The sequence below is a fragment of the Bradyrhizobium glycinis genome (assembly GCF_016031655.1).
Taxonomy (GTDB): Bacteria; Pseudomonadota; Alphaproteobacteria; order Rhizobiales; family Xanthobacteraceae; genus Bradyrhizobium; species Bradyrhizobium glycinis.
This window is the reverse complement of record NZ_JACCHQ010000015.1, coordinates 93,960-109,687: the sequence shown is the minus strand read 5'-3', so window position 1 is coordinate 109,687 and position 15,728 is coordinate 93,960. Positions and strand designations below refer to the sequence as shown.

17 protein-coding genes and 1 pseudogene are annotated in these 15,728 nt (G+C 63.7%); 7 read left to right on the top strand and 11 right to left on the bottom strand.

The features are described from left to right. Window positions 1-20: 20 nt before the first annotated feature. Both HZZ16_RS21670 and grxD read right to left on the bottom strand, forming a co-directional pair. The gene (locus HZZ16_RS21670) at window positions 21-575 is read right to left on the bottom strand and encodes an O-acetyl-ADP-ribose deacetylase (RefSeq protein ID WP_197951485.1); all 555 of its coding nucleotides are present in this window, start codon (window positions 573-575) and stop codon (window positions 21-23) included. Window positions 576-578: 3 nt separating this feature from the next. Continuing rightward, window positions 579-905, bottom strand: a complete 327-nt coding sequence (gene grxD, locus HZZ16_RS21665; RefSeq protein WP_018647423.1) for a Grx4 family monothiol glutaredoxin — start codon at window positions 903-905, stop codon at window positions 579-581. Between the two features lie 238 nt (window positions 906-1,143). Between grxD and egtB the strand changes: the two genes are divergently transcribed. After that, the gene (gene egtB, locus HZZ16_RS21660; RefSeq protein WP_197951483.1) at window positions 1,144-2,442 is read left to right on the top strand and encodes an ergothioneine biosynthesis protein EgtB; all 1,299 of its coding nucleotides are present in this window, start codon (window positions 1,144-1,146) and stop codon (window positions 2,440-2,442) included. Between the two features lie 48 nt (window positions 2,443-2,490). Next, window positions 2,491-3,462 (top strand): L-histidine N(alpha)-methyltransferase, encoded by a 972-nt coding sequence (egtD, locus tag HZZ16_RS21655; RefSeq protein WP_197951481.1) that lies wholly within the window; start codon window positions 2,491-2,493, stop codon window positions 3,460-3,462. Between the two features lie 10 nt (window positions 3,463-3,472). Here egtD and HZZ16_RS21650 read toward each other — a convergent pair whose 3' ends face one another. Both HZZ16_RS21650 and HZZ16_RS21645 read right to left on the bottom strand, forming a co-directional pair. Continuing rightward, entirely contained in the window at window positions 3,473-4,666 is a 1,194-nt protein-coding gene (locus tag HZZ16_RS21650) for a low temperature requirement protein A (protein ID WP_197951479.1), read from the bottom strand. A gap of 41 nt (window positions 4,667-4,707) precedes the next feature. Beyond that, window positions 4,708-4,944 (bottom strand): BolA family protein, encoded by a 237-nt coding sequence (locus tag HZZ16_RS21645; RefSeq protein ID WP_011088461.1) that lies wholly within the window; start codon window positions 4,942-4,944, stop codon window positions 4,708-4,710. A 179-nt stretch (window positions 4,945-5,123) separates the two neighbouring features. Between HZZ16_RS21645 and HZZ16_RS21640 the strand changes: the two genes are divergently transcribed. Beyond that, a complete protein-coding gene (locus HZZ16_RS21640; RefSeq protein ID WP_197951477.1) occupies window positions 5,124-5,483 on the top strand; it encodes a DUF427 domain-containing protein in 360 nt (119 codons plus the stop codon). Window positions 5,484-5,586: 103 nt separating this feature from the next. Here HZZ16_RS21640 and HZZ16_RS21635 read toward each other — a convergent pair whose 3' ends face one another. Further along, window positions 5,587-5,760 (bottom strand): DUF1328 domain-containing protein, encoded by a 174-nt coding sequence (locus HZZ16_RS21635; protein ID WP_197951474.1) that lies wholly within the window; start codon window positions 5,758-5,760, stop codon window positions 5,587-5,589. 176 nt (window positions 5,761-5,936) lie between these two features. Here HZZ16_RS21635 and HZZ16_RS21630 point away from each other — a divergent pair, with 176 nt between their 5' ends. Beyond that, window positions 5,937-7,124, top strand: a complete 1,188-nt coding sequence (locus tag HZZ16_RS21630) for an acyltransferase family protein (RefSeq protein WP_197951472.1) — start codon at window positions 5,937-5,939, stop codon at window positions 7,122-7,124. A gap of 116 nt (window positions 7,125-7,240) precedes the next feature. Here the strand turns inward: HZZ16_RS21630 and purL are convergent, their stop codons facing one another. Next, window positions 7,241-9,451: a phosphoribosylformylglycinamidine synthase subunit PurL gene (purL, locus tag HZZ16_RS21625; RefSeq protein WP_197951470.1), complete on the bottom strand. Its 2,211-nt coding sequence runs from the start codon at window positions 9,449-9,451 to the stop codon at window positions 7,241-7,243. Between the two features lie 186 nt (window positions 9,452-9,637). On the opposite strand from purL, the gene HZZ16_RS21620 reads away from it, so the two are divergent. Beyond that, a complete protein-coding gene (locus HZZ16_RS21620; RefSeq protein WP_025037294.1) occupies window positions 9,638-10,117 on the top strand; it encodes a PaaI family thioesterase in 480 nt (159 codons plus the stop codon). A gap of 75 nt (window positions 10,118-10,192) precedes the next feature. After that, window positions 10,193-11,156 (top strand): annotated as a pseudogene (locus tag HZZ16_RS21615) (DMT family transporter). A gap of 192 nt (window positions 11,157-11,348) precedes the next feature. Here HZZ16_RS21615 and HZZ16_RS21610 read toward each other — a convergent pair. Continuing rightward, on the bottom strand, window positions 11,349-12,086 hold the full coding sequence (locus HZZ16_RS21610; protein WP_197951468.1) for a tetratricopeptide repeat protein: 738 nt from the start codon (window positions 12,084-12,086) through the stop codon (window positions 11,349-11,351). A 146-nt stretch (window positions 12,087-12,232) separates the two neighbouring features. Continuing rightward, window positions 12,233-12,838, bottom strand: coding sequence for a TetR/AcrR family transcriptional regulator (locus HZZ16_RS21605; protein ID WP_197951466.1), 606 nt, complete (start codon window positions 12,836-12,838; stop codon window positions 12,233-12,235). A gap of 134 nt (window positions 12,839-12,972) precedes the next feature. On the opposite strand from HZZ16_RS21605, the gene HZZ16_RS21600 reads away from it, so the two are divergent. Beyond that, complete coding sequence (locus tag HZZ16_RS21600) at window positions 12,973-13,368, top strand: RidA family protein (protein ID WP_197951464.1); 396 nt, start codon at window positions 12,973-12,975, stop codon at window positions 13,366-13,368. Here HZZ16_RS21600 and HZZ16_RS21595 read toward each other — a convergent pair. The 3 genes from HZZ16_RS21595 to HZZ16_RS21585 are packed head-to-tail and all read right to left on the bottom strand — an operon-like array spanning window position 13,365 to window position 15,564. Then, window positions 13,365-13,505: a hypothetical protein gene (locus HZZ16_RS21595; RefSeq protein ID WP_197951462.1), complete on the bottom strand. Its 141-nt coding sequence runs from the start codon at window positions 13,503-13,505 to the stop codon at window positions 13,365-13,367. The genes HZZ16_RS21600 and HZZ16_RS21595 overlap by 4 nt on opposite strands. 11 nt (window positions 13,506-13,516) lie before the next feature. Beyond that, window positions 13,517-14,578 (bottom strand): FG-GAP repeat domain-containing protein, encoded by a 1,062-nt coding sequence (locus HZZ16_RS21590; protein WP_197951460.1) that lies wholly within the window; start codon window positions 14,576-14,578, stop codon window positions 13,517-13,519. Then, window positions 14,575-15,564, bottom strand: coding sequence for a VCBS domain-containing protein (locus tag HZZ16_RS21585; RefSeq protein ID WP_197951458.1), 990 nt, complete (start codon window positions 15,562-15,564; stop codon window positions 14,575-14,577). The genes HZZ16_RS21590 and HZZ16_RS21585 overlap by 4 nt, the downstream gene beginning before the upstream one ends. Between the last annotated feature and the right edge of the window lie 164 nt (window positions 15,565-15,728).

The following is a 15,728-nucleotide window of genomic DNA, read 5'->3' as shown; positions in this document are numbered from 1 at the left end:
GCTGGAGTGTACCGACCGGCTCAATCGGCACAAGGGCCGCCGTGTCGCGCGAGCGCCTCGGCATGGAGCCTGGCGCTCGGCTCGGAGAAGCAGCAGAACACGACGCGAGCGACGGTTGGCGCCAAAGCCAGCCCTTCGACCGTCGTGCGCACGGCGATATCGGCCGCCCGGTCGGCAGGAAAGCGATAGATGCCGGTCGAAATCGCGGGAAATGCCACCGAGATCAGCTTGTGCTTCCCGCAAAGCTCCATAGACCGCCGATAGCAGGAGGCGAGCAGATCGTCCTCGCCGAGCGTGCCGCCATTCCAAACCGGACCGACGGTGTGGATCACATGCGCGGCCTTGAGCCGATAGCCCCTGGTGATCTTCGCATCGCCCGTCTTGCAACCGTGGAGCATGCGGCATTCGGCGACGAGCTCGGGCCCGGCTGCCCGGTGGATCGCGCCATCCACGCCGCCCCCGCCAAGGAGCGACGTGTTCGCGGCGTTGACGATGGCGTCAACGCCGAGCGTGGTGATATCGGCGACGATGACCTCGAGCTCCGCGCCGCCAATCCGGCGCGTCAGCCCGGTCACGTGTCAGGCCGCGACGACGACGCCCTTCTCGGAGAAGAGCTGCTGCAATTCGCCCGCCTGGAACATCTCACGGACGATGTCGCAGCCGCCGATGAACTCGCCCTTCACGTAGAGCTGCGGGATGGTCGGCCAGTTCGAATATTCCTTGATGCCGTTGCGCAGCTCGGCGGATTCGAGAACGTTGAGGCCCTTATAGCCGACACCGATATGGTCGAGGATCTGGACCACCTGACCGGAGAAACCGCACTGCGGAAATTGCGGCGTCCCCTTCATGAACAGAACCACGTCGTTCGACTTCACTTCATTGTCGATGAATTCCGCGATGCTCATATCCGTGTCCTTCTGGGGCAGAGCCCTCACCAATTGCTTCGGGCCGGCTCAGCCGATTTAACCCGATACCTACCCATATATGTAGCCCAAACCGTTGTGCATCCAAAGTAAAATGGCGGCGACAGGCCCCTGGCGGCCGTGCCGAGCCCAGCGGGTCCATAGGCTGATGACATCAATATCATCGCCGCAGAGGACTTTCATACCGTAACGGAGCCCCTATCTAGGACGAACCCTGTCCATGGAACCGGGTCATGCGAACAACGTTCTCTTGTCCTGTCTGGAGAAAAACGTGACGAAACAAGCCTCAGCCACGGCCGCCTCCCAGCTTTCGTCACCGTCCTCCCACCAGGACGACCTCGCCCAGCGGCTGGAAGCGGCGTTTCTCAGCGTTCGCAACGAAACCGAACGCCGGGCCGCGCCGCTGTCGCCCGAGGACCAGCAGATCCAGTCGATGCCCGATGCCAGCCCGACCAAATGGCACCGAGCCCATACGACCTGGTTCTGGGAGCAATTCCTGCTCGGCGAGCACGCCCCCGGCTACCGGCCCTTCCACCCCGATTTCGCGTTCCTGTTCAATTCCTACTATGTCAGCGCCGGCCCGCGACATGCCCGCAATCATCGCGGCGACATCACCCGTCCCAGCGCTGACGAGGTCGGCGCCTATCGCAAATACGTCGATGCGGCCGTTAGCAAATTCTTCCGCGAGGCCGGCGCGGACAAGCTCCGCGCAATCGCGCCGCTGGTCGAGGTCGGGCTCAATCACGAGCAGCAGCATCAGGAGCTGATGTTCACCGACATCCTGCATGCCTTTGCGCAGAACCCGATCTATCCGGCGTATGACCCGGACTGGCGCTTCCCGGCCGCATCGCGCGGCGGCGATGACTGGATCACACTGAACGAAGGCATTCACACCGTCGGCCATGTCGACGACGGCTTTCATTTCGACAACGAGAAGCCGGCACACCGCGCCCTGGTCGGTCCGGTCAAGGTCGCCGGCAATCTGGTCACCAATGCCGAGTGGCTCGCCTTCATACAGGATGGCGGCTACCGGACCGCAACCCTGTGGCTGATGGACGGCTTTGCCGCGGCCAGCCAGGAAGATTGGCAAGCCCCCGGCTACTGGCGCGAGGTCGACGGCGCATGGCAGGTCATGACGCTGGCCGGCCTCAGGCCGGTCGATCCGGACGCGCCGGTCTGCCACGTCAGCTATTACGAGGCGGACGCTTTCGCGCGCTGGTCCGGCAAACACCTGCCGACCGAGATGGAATGGGAGGTCGCAGCGCGGACCGGCCAGCTCAACGACGCCTTCGGCATCGTCTGGCAGTGGACCCGCAGCTCCTACGCGCCCTACCCCGGCTATCGCGCGGTCGAGGGCGCGCTCGGCGAGTACAACGGCAAGTTCATGGTCAACCAGCTGGTGCTGCGCGGCTCCTCGCTTGCAACTCCGCAAGGCCACAGCCGTATCACCTATCGCAACTTCTTCTATCCGCACCACCGCTGGCAATTCACCGGACTGCGGCTGGCCGATTACGACTAGACATTCCGACGACAGATGCGCGCCGGACAGCGCGTTCAGGAGAGTATCATGAATGTGCACGCCAGCGCTTTGGCCGAGGCCCATCTTCCCGACGAGCAGACCACCGCTTTCGCCCGCGAGGCCATCGAGGACCTCTCGCGGCAGCCGAAAAAGCTGTCGCCGAAATATTTCTATGACGCGACCGGATCGGAGCTGTTCGAGGCGATCACGAAGCTGCCGGAATATTATCCGACGCGCACCGAGCTGGCGATCCTGAAGGAGCGCGGCAGCGAGATCGCAAAGATCATCCCGGAGCATGCCGCGCTGGTCGAGTTCGGCGCCGGCGCAACCACGAAGGTGCGCCTGCTGCTCGATCATTGCAAATTCGCGGCCTATGTGCCCGTCGACATTTCCGGCGACTTCCTGAAGGCACAGGCGAGCGGCCTGAAGCGGGATTTCCCGACGCTCGGCATCTATCCGGTGGCCGCCGATTTCACCACGCCGTTCGAGCTGCCGAAAGCGGTCGCCTCCATGCCGAAGGTCGGTTTCTTCCCCGGCTCGACCATCGGCAATTTCGAGCCGCAGGAAGCGCAGGCCTTCCTGAGAAGCGCGCGCAAAATCCTCGGCAAAGGCGCGCAGATGATCATCGGCGCCGACCTCGAGAAGGACGAGCGGATCCTCTTCGACGCCTATAACGATGCGGCCGGCGTCACCGCGCGCTTCAACCTCAATGTGCTGGTGCGCATCAACCGCGAGCTCGGCGGCAATTTTGATCTCTCCGCCTTCACCCATCGCGCGATCTACAATCGCGAGCGGCACCGCATCGAGATGCACCTGATCAGCAAGAAGAGCCAGACCGTGCGCCTGCTCGGCACCAGCTTCTCGTTCCGCCCGGGCGAGAGCATCCACACCGAGAACAGCTACAAATACAGCATCGAGCGCTTTGCCGCGCTGGCCCGGGGCGCGGGCTGGCGCGTGCGCGAGAGCTGGACGGATGCGGCGAAGATGTTCTCGGTGCATGCGCTGGAGGTCGCGGGGTAAGAGCCGGGCGTCAATGCTCCTCGGCTTCCTCGGGTGTCGACCCCAGCGATACCGACTCCCACACCGCCACCACGATCAAGATGGCGCTCGTCGCCATTGACAGCCACAGCGGCGGCAGATCGGCTGCGAACCACCACAGCGCCAATAGCAGGATGATGCCCACGCCGTGCGAAAGCTGGAGGAAGCCGCGGACCGAGTGCTTGAATAGGATAGTGCCGAACAAAAACACCAGCGGGCCGCCGATCGTGCTCAGAACCGTGCGGACATCGGAATGGCCGGTCGGATGCTTCAACACCAATTCGTCCGACACCGCCGTCAGGATGATGCCGGCAACGATCGGCAGGTGCAGATAAGTATAGGCGAGCCTGGCCAGGCGCCCGGATTCGGTGGACTTCGAGATCCACTCGGACCCGGCTTCCGCGCCCTTGTGGAAATAGACCCACCACATCGCGATGGCACCGACCAGTGCCGAGACGAAGGCCAGGATGTTGGCCGCGGTCCATTCCAGCGCGGCGAAGGTCGCGCCATTGACGACGACGGCCTCGCCGAGCGCAATGATGACGAAGAGAGCGCAGCGCTCGGCCATGTGGCCGCCTTCGACGGCCCAGGCTTCGACAGAGGAGAAGCCGAGCTTCGGGACCCAGAAGCGGGCCGCGGGCGAGATGTATTCGATCGTCAGGGCGGCGATCCAGAACCACAGCCGTGCCTCGTCATGGGCGAGGCCGCCGAGGATCCAAAAGATGGCGGAGACTGAGAGCCAGACCAGGATGCGGATCGCGTTGTGCCGGACCAGGGTCCTGTGCGCCGGCGTCGCGAACAGCCAGAACGCGGTCCGTCCGACCTGCATGGCCGCGTAGGCAAGGGCGAACCACAGGCCACGCCCCTCGAAGGCGGTCGGGATCGTGGTCGACAGCACGAGGCCGCCCAGCATCATCGAAAACAGCAGCAGGCGGACCGGCGTCAGCTCGGGATTGAGCCAGTTGGTGACCCAGGCGGTGAAGACCCACACCCACCACACCGCGAGAAACAGCACCGCGACATGCACCGCGCCGAGCGGCGTGAAATGGTGCAACAGCGTGTGCGAGACCTGGGTGACGGCAAAGACGAAGACGAGGTCGAAGAACAGCTCGGCATTGGTGACGCGGCTGTGCTGGTTCGGCCTGATGACGCGGAACATCGCGCCGCGCGGATTGTCCGCAGCCATCATCGTCCCCTGTGGCGCTGGTCAGGTCAGGTGCAGCTTCGTCAGGTACCTGGTACGCCGGTCTGCAGCGCCAGCGCGTGCAGCACGCCCCCCATCTGGCCGCGCAGGGACTGGTAGACGATCTGGTGCTGCTGGACGCGCGACTTGCCGCGGAAGGATTCCGAGATCACGGTCGCGGCATAGTGGTCGCCGTCGCCGGCGAGGTCACGGATGGTCACCTCGGCATCGGGGATCGCTGCCTTGATCATCGCCTCGATATCGTGGGCGTCCATGGGCATTCGGGTCTTGCTCCTGTCTCATCATCGAATCGCTGCCGGGGGTCCCCTCCCCGGCAAGGTCAAACTTAGCGTGAACGGCCTTCTACGTCACGCTTTCCGGCACTATATCCCTGATCCCATCAGGACAAAGGCACGACAAAGTGCCGCGCGCGGCAGATTGATCGAAAAGGCGTGAAATCATGAAGCTTCCAGGGCCCGACCACCCGATCACCATCACCCGAAATCCCCGGCGCGTCCGCGTCACGGCGGGCGACATCGTGATCGCCGAGACCAGCAAGGCGCTGACCTTGAAGGAGGCCAGATATCCGGCGGTGCAATATGTCCCACGAGAGGACGCCAACATGGCCCTGTTGGAGCGCACCGAGCGTGTCACTCACTGCCCCTACAAGGGGGACGCGAACTATTACAGCGTCAAGGCGGACGGCAAGACGCTGGACAACGCGATCTGGACCTACGAGACGCCCTTCCCCGCGATGGCCGAGATTTCGGGCCACCTGGCGTTCTATCCGGACAAGGTGAAGATCGAGGAGGTGGGGTAGTTTTGAAAACTGTCATTCCGGGGCGCGTCGCAGACGCGAACTATGGTGCGCGAGTGCGCACCGGAGTTCGATGCTTCGCATCGCCCCGGAAGGACCAGCGGAGCTACGTCCTGAAGATCGTCAGTCCCAATATCAGCAGCACCAGGAAGATCACGACGAAGACGTAGAACAGGAAGCGGGCGATGTCGGCCGACGCGGCCGAGATGCCGGTGAAGCCGAGCACGCCGGCCACGATCGAGACAAGGAGGAAGATCAGCGCCCATTTCAGGATCGTCATCGCCAGCTCCGAACTGCCGCGTCTCACGGCCTATGCTGTTTTTCGGCGAACGCTAACATCGCTGCGAGGAACTGGTTCCTAAAGGTAATCGGGGGCGACCTACCAAACAAACTGCCCTTGCTGAATCGAGTTCCCGGCGGCAGAGTCCAGCCGAGACCAGGATCGGGGCGGCCGCGATGACGATGTCACATTCAGCGACGATCGGCGCAGAGGTGCATGCCGCGCCGCAGAGCAAGGTGCGCAACTTGGCGATTGATCGCGCCCGCACCTTTCTGACCCTGGTGGTGCTGCTGCATCACGCGGTGATCCCCTATACTTATTTCGGTCATACCGATCCGACCTATTTCTTCGGCTTCGACATGATCGTTCTCGCCACCGACAGTTTCTTCATGGCGATGTTCTTCTTCCTGTCGGGGCTGTTCGCCTGGTCTGGCATCGCCCGGAAGGGAGTCCGGGGCTATTTGGCAGATCGCCTGCTCCGGCTTGGCTTACCCTTCGCGATCTGCGCCCTGACGGTCATTCCGCTCGCCTACTACGCGATCTCCCTGCGGCAGCATCCCGAGATCGGCTTTGCGGAATTCTGGTGGAATATGGTCACGAAGGGCCCCTGGCCGAGCGGGCCGATCTGGTTCCTGTGGGTCTTGTTCGCCTTCGACCTGGTGGCCTGCCTGCTGTACCGGCTGTCACCCAATCTGCTCGATCCGATCAATCGCCTCTCGTTGCATGGTCGGCGTCGGCCCGCCGTGTTCTTCGCGGTCATGCTGGCGGTCACCGCCGCATTCTACATTCCCGGGCTGGTCCACTATGGACACAGCAGTTGGTTCGAGTTCGGGCCGTTCTCGGTCCAGCACGGGCGCGTGATGCTGTACGCGACCTATTTCTTTTTCGGTGCCGGCATCGGCGTTGCGCAAATGGATCGCGGGCTGCTCTCTGTCGACGGCCGCATGGCAAAGGTCAGCTGGGACTGGATGGTCCTGGCGATCGTTCCGTATTGCCTCTTGTGGGGGCTGATCTTCATCAAGCGCGAAATACTGGGCAACCCGTCGCCTTTGCCGGACTGGTACGAAGCGCTTTATGCCGTCTGCTTCACTGTCTTCAGCGTGGCCATCATGTTTCTGATCCTGGCCATTTTCCAGAGATTCAAGCAATCAGGCTCAGCCAGGCTGCTCGATCCAATGCAGGGCGACGCGTTCGGCATGTTCCTGGTGCACTATCCGATCGCACTGTGGCTGCAATACTGGCTGTTCGACTACGACCTGCCGGCGATCGTCAAGGCCACGATCGGGTTCGTACTGACTGTCGCGGCGAGCTGGGCGCTGACGCGAGCGTTGCGTCAGATCCCGGGCGCGTCGAAGGTGTTGTGAGGCTCTCTCCACTCGTCATTGCGAGCGCAGCGAAGCAATCCAGAATCCCTCCGCGGAGGTAGTCTGGATTGCTTCGTCGCTTCGCCCCTCGCAATGACGGAGTGTTTGGCAGCGCCTTACGCCGCCTTGCCGCTCATATAGTCCGGCAGCCAGCGCTCAAACGAGGCCCGCAGCGTGTCGATCGTAACCGGCGCCTCGCCCGCGATCGCGATCGCATCGCCGCCGGTGGTGCCGATCCGCACGCAGGGCACCTCGCAGCCGCGCATCTTGGCGAGCACGCGGCCGGCTTCGGTTTCCGGCACGGTGACGAGATAGCGCGCCTGGTCCTCGCCGAACCAATAGGCGTGCGGCACCAGCGCGGTCGGCGCCGCCAGCAGCTTGGCGCCGATGTTGCCCGCCATCGCCATCTCGGCCAGCGCGATCAGGAGGCCGCCGTCGGAAAGGTCATGCACGGCGGTTGCGGTGCCCGCATGGATCATGCCGCGCACGCAATCGCCATTGCGCTTCTCGGCGGCGAGATCGACCGGCGGCGGCGCACCCTCCTCGCGGCCGCAGATGTCGCGCAGATAGACGGACTGGCCGAGCCAACCATGGGTCTCGCCGATCAGCAGGATCGCCTCGCCCTCGGCCTTGAAGGCGAGCGACGCCGACTTGGTGAAATCGTCGAGCAGGCCGACGCCACCGATCGAGGGCGTGGGCAGAATCGCGCGGCCGTTGGTCTCGTTGTAGAGCGAGACGTTGCCGGACACGACCGGGAAGTCCAGCGTGCGGCAGGCTTCCGAGATGCCCTTCAGGCAGCCGACGAACTGGCCCATGATCTCGGGCCTTTCAGGATTGCCGAAGTTGAGATTGTCGGTGATCGCGAGCGGCTTGCCGCCGACCGCGGTGATGTTGCGCCAGGCTTCGGCGACCGCCTGCTTGCCACCCTCAAACGGATCGGCCTCGCAATAGCGCGGCGTGACGTCGACGGTGAGCGCGAGGCCCTTCGGCCCGTCCTGCACGCGCACCACGGCGGCGTCGCCCCCGGGACGCTGCATGGTGTTGCCGAGGATGACGTGATCGTACTGCTCCCAGACCCAGCGCTTAGAGCACATGTCCGGCGTGCCGATCAGCTTCTCCAGCGCAGCACCGAGCCCCATCGGCGCCGGCACGTCGCGGGCATGCACGATTGGCAGCGCAGCCGGGGGGACGTGCGGGCGGTCATAGACCGGCGCCTCGTCGCCGAGCTCCTTGATCGGCAAATCGGCCATGACATCGCCGCCATGCTTGACCACGAAACGCTTGCTCGGCGTGGTGTAGCCGACGACGGCGAAGTCGAGGCCCCACTTCTTGAAGATCGCCTCGGCTTCCTTCTCCTTCTCGGGCTTGAGCACCATGAGCATGCGCTCCTGGCTCTCCGAGAGCATCATCTCGTAGGCGCTCATGCCGGTCTCGCGGGTCGGTACCGCGTCGAGGTCGAGGTCGACGCCGAGGTCGCCCTTGGCGCCCATCTCGACCGCCGAGCAGGTCAGGCCCGCCGCGCCCATGTCCTGGATCGCGATGACGCAGCCCTTCTCCATGATCTCAAGGCAGGCTTCGAGCAGCAGCTTCTCGGCGAAGGGATCGCCGACCTGCACGGTCGGGCGCTTCTCCTCGGACTTGTCGTCGAACTCGGCCGAGGCCATCGAGGCGCCGTGGATGCCGTCGCGGCCGGTCTTGGAGCCGAGATAGACGATTGGCATATTCACGCCGGAGGCCGCCGCATAGAAGATCTTGTCGGCATCGGCGAGACCCACCGCCATGGCATTGACGAGGATGTTGCCGTCGTAGCGGGTGTGGAAGCGCACCTGGCCGCCCACCGTGGGCACGCCGAAGGAATTGCCGTAGCCGCCGACGCCCGCAACGACGCCGGAGACGAGATGCCGCGTCTTCGGGTGCTCGGGCGCGCCGAAGCTCAGCGCATTGAGGCAGGCGATCGGGCGCGCGCCCATGGTGAAGACGTCGCGCAAAATGCCGCCGACGCCGGTGGTCGCGCCCTGATACGGCTCGATATAGCTCGGATGGTTGTGGCTCTCCATCTTGAAGACCACAGCCTGGCCGTCGCCGATGTCGATCACGCCGGCATTCTCGCCGGGGCCCTGGATCACCCAGGGCGCCTTGGTCGGCAGGCCGCGCAGATGGATGCGCGAGGACTTGTACGAACAATGCTCGTTCCACATCGCCGAAAAGATGCCGAGCTCGGTAAAGGTCGGCTCCCGCCCGATCAGCTTCAGGATGCGCTCGTACTCGTCGGGCTTGAGCCCGTGGGCGGCAACCAGTTCGGGGGTGATCTTGGGTTCATTCTTCATGGATTCGAGGCTTTCGGCGGCGGTTTGGCCGTTCTTAGGAACATCGGACGGCTTCGAAAAGCCCTTTATGGCGCATTTTCCCGCTGTCCCACGTTTTGCGCCCGGGGCGCCCGCGGGAACGGGAATTGCACGGCGCGGTCGGATCGGATTTAAGGTCTAAAGACCCGCAATTGAAGGCCTATTTCCTTGCACGAATTGACCAAAGCGCCCCCGCCGCGCCGCCCCGACCTCCATGTCGCGACAGAGGGGGAATTTGTGGGCTGGCGGACCTGGATTCGCGACAGTTTTGAGTCCCATGTCGGCCCGTTCTGGCACCGGATCGAGGCGGACGGCAGCGTCCGCAGCGCCTTTCGCGTCGAGAAGAAGCACCTCAACGGCTCCGGCAACGTCCATGGAGGCTGCTACATGGCTTTCGCCGACTATTCGCTGTTTGCAATCGCGACCCATGTCCTGGACAGCCGGGCGGTGACGACCAATTTCGCCTGTGAATTCCTCGACGCGGCACGCGAGGGCGAGCTGATCGAATGCACCGGCGAGGTCACCCGCGCCGGCGGCTCGCTGATCTTCCTGCGCGGCAAGATGATGTCCGGCGAGCGGCTGCTGCTGACCTTTTCCGGCACGATCAAGCGGATGAAGCGGAAGGCGCTGCCGCAGCCAAACGCATAGCTCGACGCCTTCCCTTTTCGCGCGCCCTCGCCCAGACTTCCCCGCAACCGCTTTGGCGCGGGGGAGCAGAACAAGGTGCCGCAGAGCACATCCGAGGCGGGTCGCGCGACGGCGGCCGCATCAACGCCGTTGCCGTCCATGGCCGCCAAAGGTGCGCGCAGCTGGCGCGATTATGCACTGCTGCTCGCGCTCGCCTGCTGCTGGAGCTCGACCTATCCGCTGGCCAAGCTGGCGCTGGATACCATCCCACCCATCACCTTCATCTCGGCGCGCTCGTTGATCGCGGCCGCCTTCCTGTTCGCGATCTTGTGGATGCGCGGCACCAGGATCCCAACCGACTCGAAAGCCTGGAAGCTGTTCGCGACCCAGCAATTGATCAACTCGACCTTCCCGTTCCTGATCATCACCTGGTCGCAGCAATATGTACCGGCCTCGAACACGGTCGTGCTGGCCTCAACCACCCCGATCTTCGCCTTCCTGATCACCTCGCTGATCACGCGGCACGAGCCGGCGACGCTGCTGAAGCTCACCGGTGCGATCCTCGGCCTTGCCGGGACCGTCGCCATCGTCGGCCTCGATGCGCTGCGCGGCTTCGGCAGCGAGATCGTGGCCGAGATGGCAATCCTGCTCGCCACCATCTCCTTTGCCTGCGACGATCTTCGGCCTCCGCCTGTCCGAATACGACCCGATGGTGGTGGCAGCCGGCTCGCTGCTGTTCGGCGGCCTCGTGCTGCTGCCGCCCTCGCTGCTCATCGACCAGCCCTGGACGCTTCAGCCGACGCCCACTGCGATCATGGCCACCATCGTCATGGGCATCGTGTCGAGCGCGTTAGGCCTGATGCTGTTCTACGTCTGCCTCGGCCGGCTCGGCACGCTGACGACCAACGCCCAAGGCTATTTGCGCATCCCGATCGGCGTCGGGCTCTCCGTGCTGCTGCTCGGCGAGAGCGTGCCGTCGAACCTGGCGCTTGGCCTGCTGCTGGTGATGGCGGGCGTCGCAGCGATGACAGTGCCGGCGGAAAGGTTGAAGCTGCGGTAGGTACAATGAAACTTGGTTGAATCGATGCGAGCCGAGCGCTCGGTTCACCTCTCCCGCTTGCGGGAGAGGTCGGACCGCATCGAAGATGCGATCCGGGTGAGGGTTTTCTCCTCGTGGGGAATCCCTCCGCGGAGACACCCTCTCCCCGGCCTCTCCCGCAAGCGGGAGAGGGAGCCGAGTCCCGCCGCCCGCTCACGTCGACAACTGCTTCTCCGCCATCGACAGCCACTCGGCTTGCGCCTTGCGCAGATATTTCGGCGCGCGGCGCATCTGGATCAGCAGCTCGTTGAAGACGATGCGTGCTTCAGCGGTGCGGCCGACCGTTTGCAACAGCATGCCGTAGCGCACCCGCGCCTCGGCGCCCGGGAAATAACCGGCGAGCGCGTGATATTCCTCGAGCGCCTCGTCGAGACGTCCGATCTCGGCGAGCGCGCGGGCATAGAGCAGATGCGCGTCGGCGGAATCGAAATCCGGCCATTGCTTCTGCAGATCGTCGAGCGTCGCGAGCGCATTGGCCGGGCGGCTGGCGCCAAATTGCGCCTGCGCCTTGCGCAGCGCATAGGCGGGATCATGGCCCATGGGCAGCTTCAGGATGTGATCGTAGTGCGTTTCCGCTTCGGCAAACCGGCCGATATTCGCGCACTCTTCCGCCAGCGCCGCGCGGTTGGCGATGGTGTCGGTGCCGGCCAGCCGGTCCGACAGCTCGCGATAGCGCTTCTCGGGATCGAGGCGATCGGCGACACGCTGGCGCGCCTGCCGCGCACCGGGGCTCGAAAACCATTCGGGGATGAGCTCGACCGCGATATAGGCGATCGCGCCCATCATCGGCACCAGCAGGATGATGAAGGCCCAGGGCCGCAACCGCCCGGTTCGCGAGGCGTGATAGATCAGCGTGATATCGAGCAGCAGAACGACCAAAGCAACGGGCATGTGACATCCGGAAAGCACAACGACGGCGCCGGCCTCCTGATATCGCAATCGAACCGATGAAACAACTTTGAGTTGCCTCAAGCGGCAAAAATCAGCGAACTCGGATCTGCGCCACGACGGTGACCAAGAGTCAGTCGGCGCAAAACCTATGCAGGTTCACGCGCCTCGCGCAGCAATCCACTCGCCAGCGCTCGAAACGCGTCAACGGCCTTGTTCAGCACGCTCTTGGGATCGTCGGCTGCCGCGACCCACAACGCGGCGCTGAGCGCAGCCCCGTTCAGCAACCGTCCCGCCGCTTCGACGTCGACCGGCTTCACGATTCCCTCCTCGATCAGCGCGCGGATCGTCCGCATGGTGATGTCGAGACAGGCGTTCTCGCCGGGCCATTTGGAGGGATCGCCGAGGACGGCCGGTCCATCCAGAAGCATGATGCGCTGGATCTCGGGTTCGAGCGCCATTTCGATATAGGCGCTTCCCTCCGCCAGCAGCCCCAGCCACAGGCTGGGCGCTTGCTCCCGGACGATGCGGAGCCGCTCCGCCATTTCACCGTCGATCTGCTCGACGACGGCCCAGAGCAGCCCCTTCTTGTCTTCGAAATTGTGATACAGCGCGCCCCGCGTCAGACCGACGGCGGCCGTGAGCTCGTCCATTGACGCGTCTGCATAACCCTGCGTGGCAAATGCCGTGCGCGCGGCGCGGATGAGCTTGGCCCGATTTTCCGCCATGGCCGCGGCGCGCTTTCCCTTTGCCATGCCTGGCCCCTCTTGACATACGCCTCGTATGTGAGTGATATCTCACATACGAAACGTATCTGAAATCGTCGTGAGGCGCCACCCGCGGAGCCCCCACGTTCGCCCAGCCCGACCATCGATTGAAAGGTCCTGCCATGCCCCAGCGAGAGGCAATCTTCCCCGCAAACCGCCACGCGCTCTATCAAGTGCACCGGTACTCCGCGGCGATCCGCTCCGGCGACCTGCTGTTCGTGTCGGGGCAGGTCGGCAGCCGCGACGACGGCTCGCCCGAGCCGGTGTTCGAGGACCAGGTGCGGCGCGCATTCGCCAATTTGCGTGCCGTGCTCGCCGCTGGTGGATGCACGTTGGACGATGTCGTCGACGTCACCACGTTCCACACCGATCCGGCGAGCCAGATCGAGACGGTGATGGCCGTTCGCACCGAGGAGATCGGCGGTCCCCCCTATCCGAACTGGACGGCCGTCGGGGTGAATTGGCTTGCCGGCTTCGACTTCGAGATCAAGGTCATCGCCCGTATTCCGGCGCTTTAGCAAGCTTCCTCGGCGGCGTAGCGCGGGCCCCGAGCAAGCGACGCGGCAATTACTTGGGCGTTGTCCGCGAGCATCTTCCAGTATTTCTCGACGTCGAGCATCGTGAGCTGCTGCAACAGCGCGGCGCATCGACTCATCAACCAGCGCTTCAAGCCGATACAAGATAGCCCAGCTGGATGGCGAGCACGTCGTGAAGCCCCGTCTGCACGATCTGGGCTGTTTGAAAGCTGCCGTTGCCGTTTCCATAGAGCACACCGGCAGAACCGCCATTGTCGAGCGCGGCAATATCGAGGCGGCCGTCGCCGTTGATGTCACCGACCGCTATCGAAATCGTAGTTTGATCGCCGTTCGGTGAAGCACCGTTGGACCATTTGGACGCCGACTGGAACGTTCCGTCACCGTTGCCCAGCATGGTGAAGACGCTGCTATTCACGTCGTGCGTCGCGCCGATGATGTCGAGCTTGCCATCGCCATTCAGGTCGGCCAGGATCAGGTCGGTGGTTTCCTCCGACTGATAGGCAATTGAATTCAACGGAATACCGCTGGAGAGCGATATAGCCGTTTGTAAAGTGCCATCGCCGTTGCCCAGCAGCACGCTCATGGAGTGGGGTGTCTTGCCCGGCGCGAAGTTGTTGTCGTCAAATCCCCCGGTGACGACATCGAGCCTGCCGTCACCGTTGACGTCGCCAACTGCAACCGCTTCGGTCATTTCGTGCTCGACGAGGATGTTTCCCGTCGAATAGATCGTGGCCTTCCCAAAACTGCCGTCGCCGTTCCCGAGCAGCATGCTGACGCTCTCGGTCGCGTTGTTGTCCGTCGACGACCCTGCCGCGCCGACGGTCACGATGTCGAGCTTGCCGTCTCCATTGAAATCGCCACTCGCCAGCGCGTAGGTGATCTGCGACCGCGAGGCGTAGACGGTCCCGGTGCTATAGGGCTTGCCGTCCTGGAAGGTGCCGTCGCCGTTTCCAAGGAGCACGCCCAGGCTGCCGTCGGACGATTCAAGGCCCACCCCTGCGGTGGCGATGTCGAGCACACCGTCTCCGTTGAAGTCGGCGATATCGAGCGCGAACGTGTATTCGTGGTTGGGCCCCCATGATGTGCCATCATGATAAGCGGATCCCGAGCCAAAGGTCCCGCCCCCTCGCCCGAGCAGCACCCCGACGCTGGCGCTCGAGTTGGTGCCGAGGCCGGCAAGGCCGGTGGTCACAATTCGGACAAGCCGTCACCATTGAGGTCGGCGATTTCGATCGCGGTCGTGTATTCGAGCGTGCCGTTATAATAGCTCGTCCCGTTGTGATAGAGGGCCGGAGCCTGGAATCCGCCGGCCTCGTCATGAAGCACAACGGCAAGGGAGCCCGGGTCCGCCACGATGTCCGTGAACTCCGCCCCCACCACGAGATCGAGGTGCCTCGGTTCGTCGGCGCCATGGATGGTCACATCGATGACTTGATGCGCAGTGCCGTCCGCGGAGCTGACCGTCAGTTGGTCGTGCCTGACTTCATTGGCGGTCAATGCCTGGACATTGGCCGTGCCGTTGTCGAGCGTATAGCCCCAGACGCCGGTCGTTGGGTCGAACGTGAAGGTCCCATAAGTGCCTGCCAGGGAAGCAGGCACCTGGAACTGACTCTGTCCGTGATCGGGGTCGGTGACGGTCAGCGCGCCATGTGCGGTCTGCACAGCGCTGTCCTCTGTCACCGTTCCGGTCGACGTGCCACTGATCGTGGCGGCATCGTTGACGCCGTCGATATGTACGTGGACATGAGCCTCACTCAACCTGCCGTATCCCAACCGGATCGCGTACACGAAATCGTCGTCGATGACGTCCCCGGCCGCCATGGAGTTGAAATCGGTCGCCCCGAGCGCGGACAGCGAATGGCCGAGATCGAGTTCGATCTGGCCGTGATTGATGCGAATCAGATTGCCGGTATCGGTGGTTTCCCAGGGCGAGGTCTCGTCGGGACCGACGTCCTTTGCCAAAAGCGCCCAATCGAACCGCCAGCCGCCACCGTCGTCGATCGAATAGAGTCTTGCGGCGTGGCTCGCGCGATCATTTGCGAGGACGTCCAGCGACAGGATACCAGTTGTGCCCTGCTCGGCTTGCGCCTGATCCTCGGTCAGTCCGAAAACGTCATTGACGGCGTGATGATCGACGGCGTGAGGGAACTTCCAACGCCAGGCAGAGCCGAAGTGCATGAGGATGTTTCCATGTTGTCGAGTGGTTCACCTCCTCAGCCGCCCTGAATGTACACACAGATTGCGACCACTTTTGTGCACGGCCGCATCCGACAACCCTGATCGACCGGAATTTTTGGTCAGACGCCATCAGTGCGCCGCGGCAGCCGCGGCCTATGAAAAAT

Coding starts and splice junctions, on each gene's coding strand:
- grxD (WP_018647423.1), bottom strand. CDS start 905: ATGAGCATCGCGGAATTCATCGACAATGAAGTGAAGTCGAACGACGTG.
- egtB (WP_197951483.1), top strand. CDS start 1,144: ATGGAACCGGGTCATGCGAACAACGTTCTCTTGTCCTGTCTGGAGAAA.
- egtD (WP_197951481.1), top strand. CDS start 2,491: ATGAATGTGCACGCCAGCGCTTTGGCCGAGGCCCATCTTCCCGACGAG.
- HZZ16_RS21650 (WP_197951479.1), bottom strand. CDS start 4,666: ATGGCTGCGGACAATCCGCGCGGCGCGATGTTCCGCGTCATCAGGCCG.
- HZZ16_RS21645 (WP_011088461.1), bottom strand. CDS start 4,944: ATGCCCATGGACGCCCACGATATCGAGGCGATGATCAAGGCAGCGATC.
- HZZ16_RS21640 (WP_197951477.1), top strand. CDS start 5,124: ATGAAGCTTCCAGGGCCCGACCACCCGATCACCATCACCCGAAATCCC.
- HZZ16_RS21635 (WP_197951474.1), bottom strand. CDS start 5,760: ATGACGATCCTGAAATGGGCGCTGATCTTCCTCCTTGTCTCGATCGTG.
- HZZ16_RS21630 (WP_197951472.1), top strand. CDS start 5,937: ATGACGATGTCACATTCAGCGACGATCGGCGCAGAGGTGCATGCCGCG.
- purL (WP_197951470.1), bottom strand. CDS start 9,451: ATGAAGAATGAACCCAAGATCACCCCCGAACTGGTTGCCGCCCACGGG.
- HZZ16_RS21610 (WP_197951468.1), bottom strand. CDS start 12,086: ATGCCCGTTGCTTTGGTCGTTCTGCTGCTCGATATCACGCTGATCTAT.
- HZZ16_RS21605 (WP_197951466.1), bottom strand. CDS start 12,838: ATGGCAAAGGGAAAGCGCGCCGCGGCCATGGCGGAAAATCGGGCCAAG.
- HZZ16_RS21600 (WP_197951464.1), top strand. CDS start 12,973: ATGCCCCAGCGAGAGGCAATCTTCCCCGCAAACCGCCACGCGCTCTAT.
- HZZ16_RS21595 (WP_197951462.1), bottom strand. CDS start 13,505: ATGAGTCGATGCGCCGCGCTGTTGCAGCAGCTCACGATGCTCGACGTC.
- HZZ16_RS21585 (WP_197951458.1), bottom strand. CDS start 15,564: ATGCACTTCGGCTCTGCCTGGCGTTGGAAGTTCCCTCACGCCGTCGAT.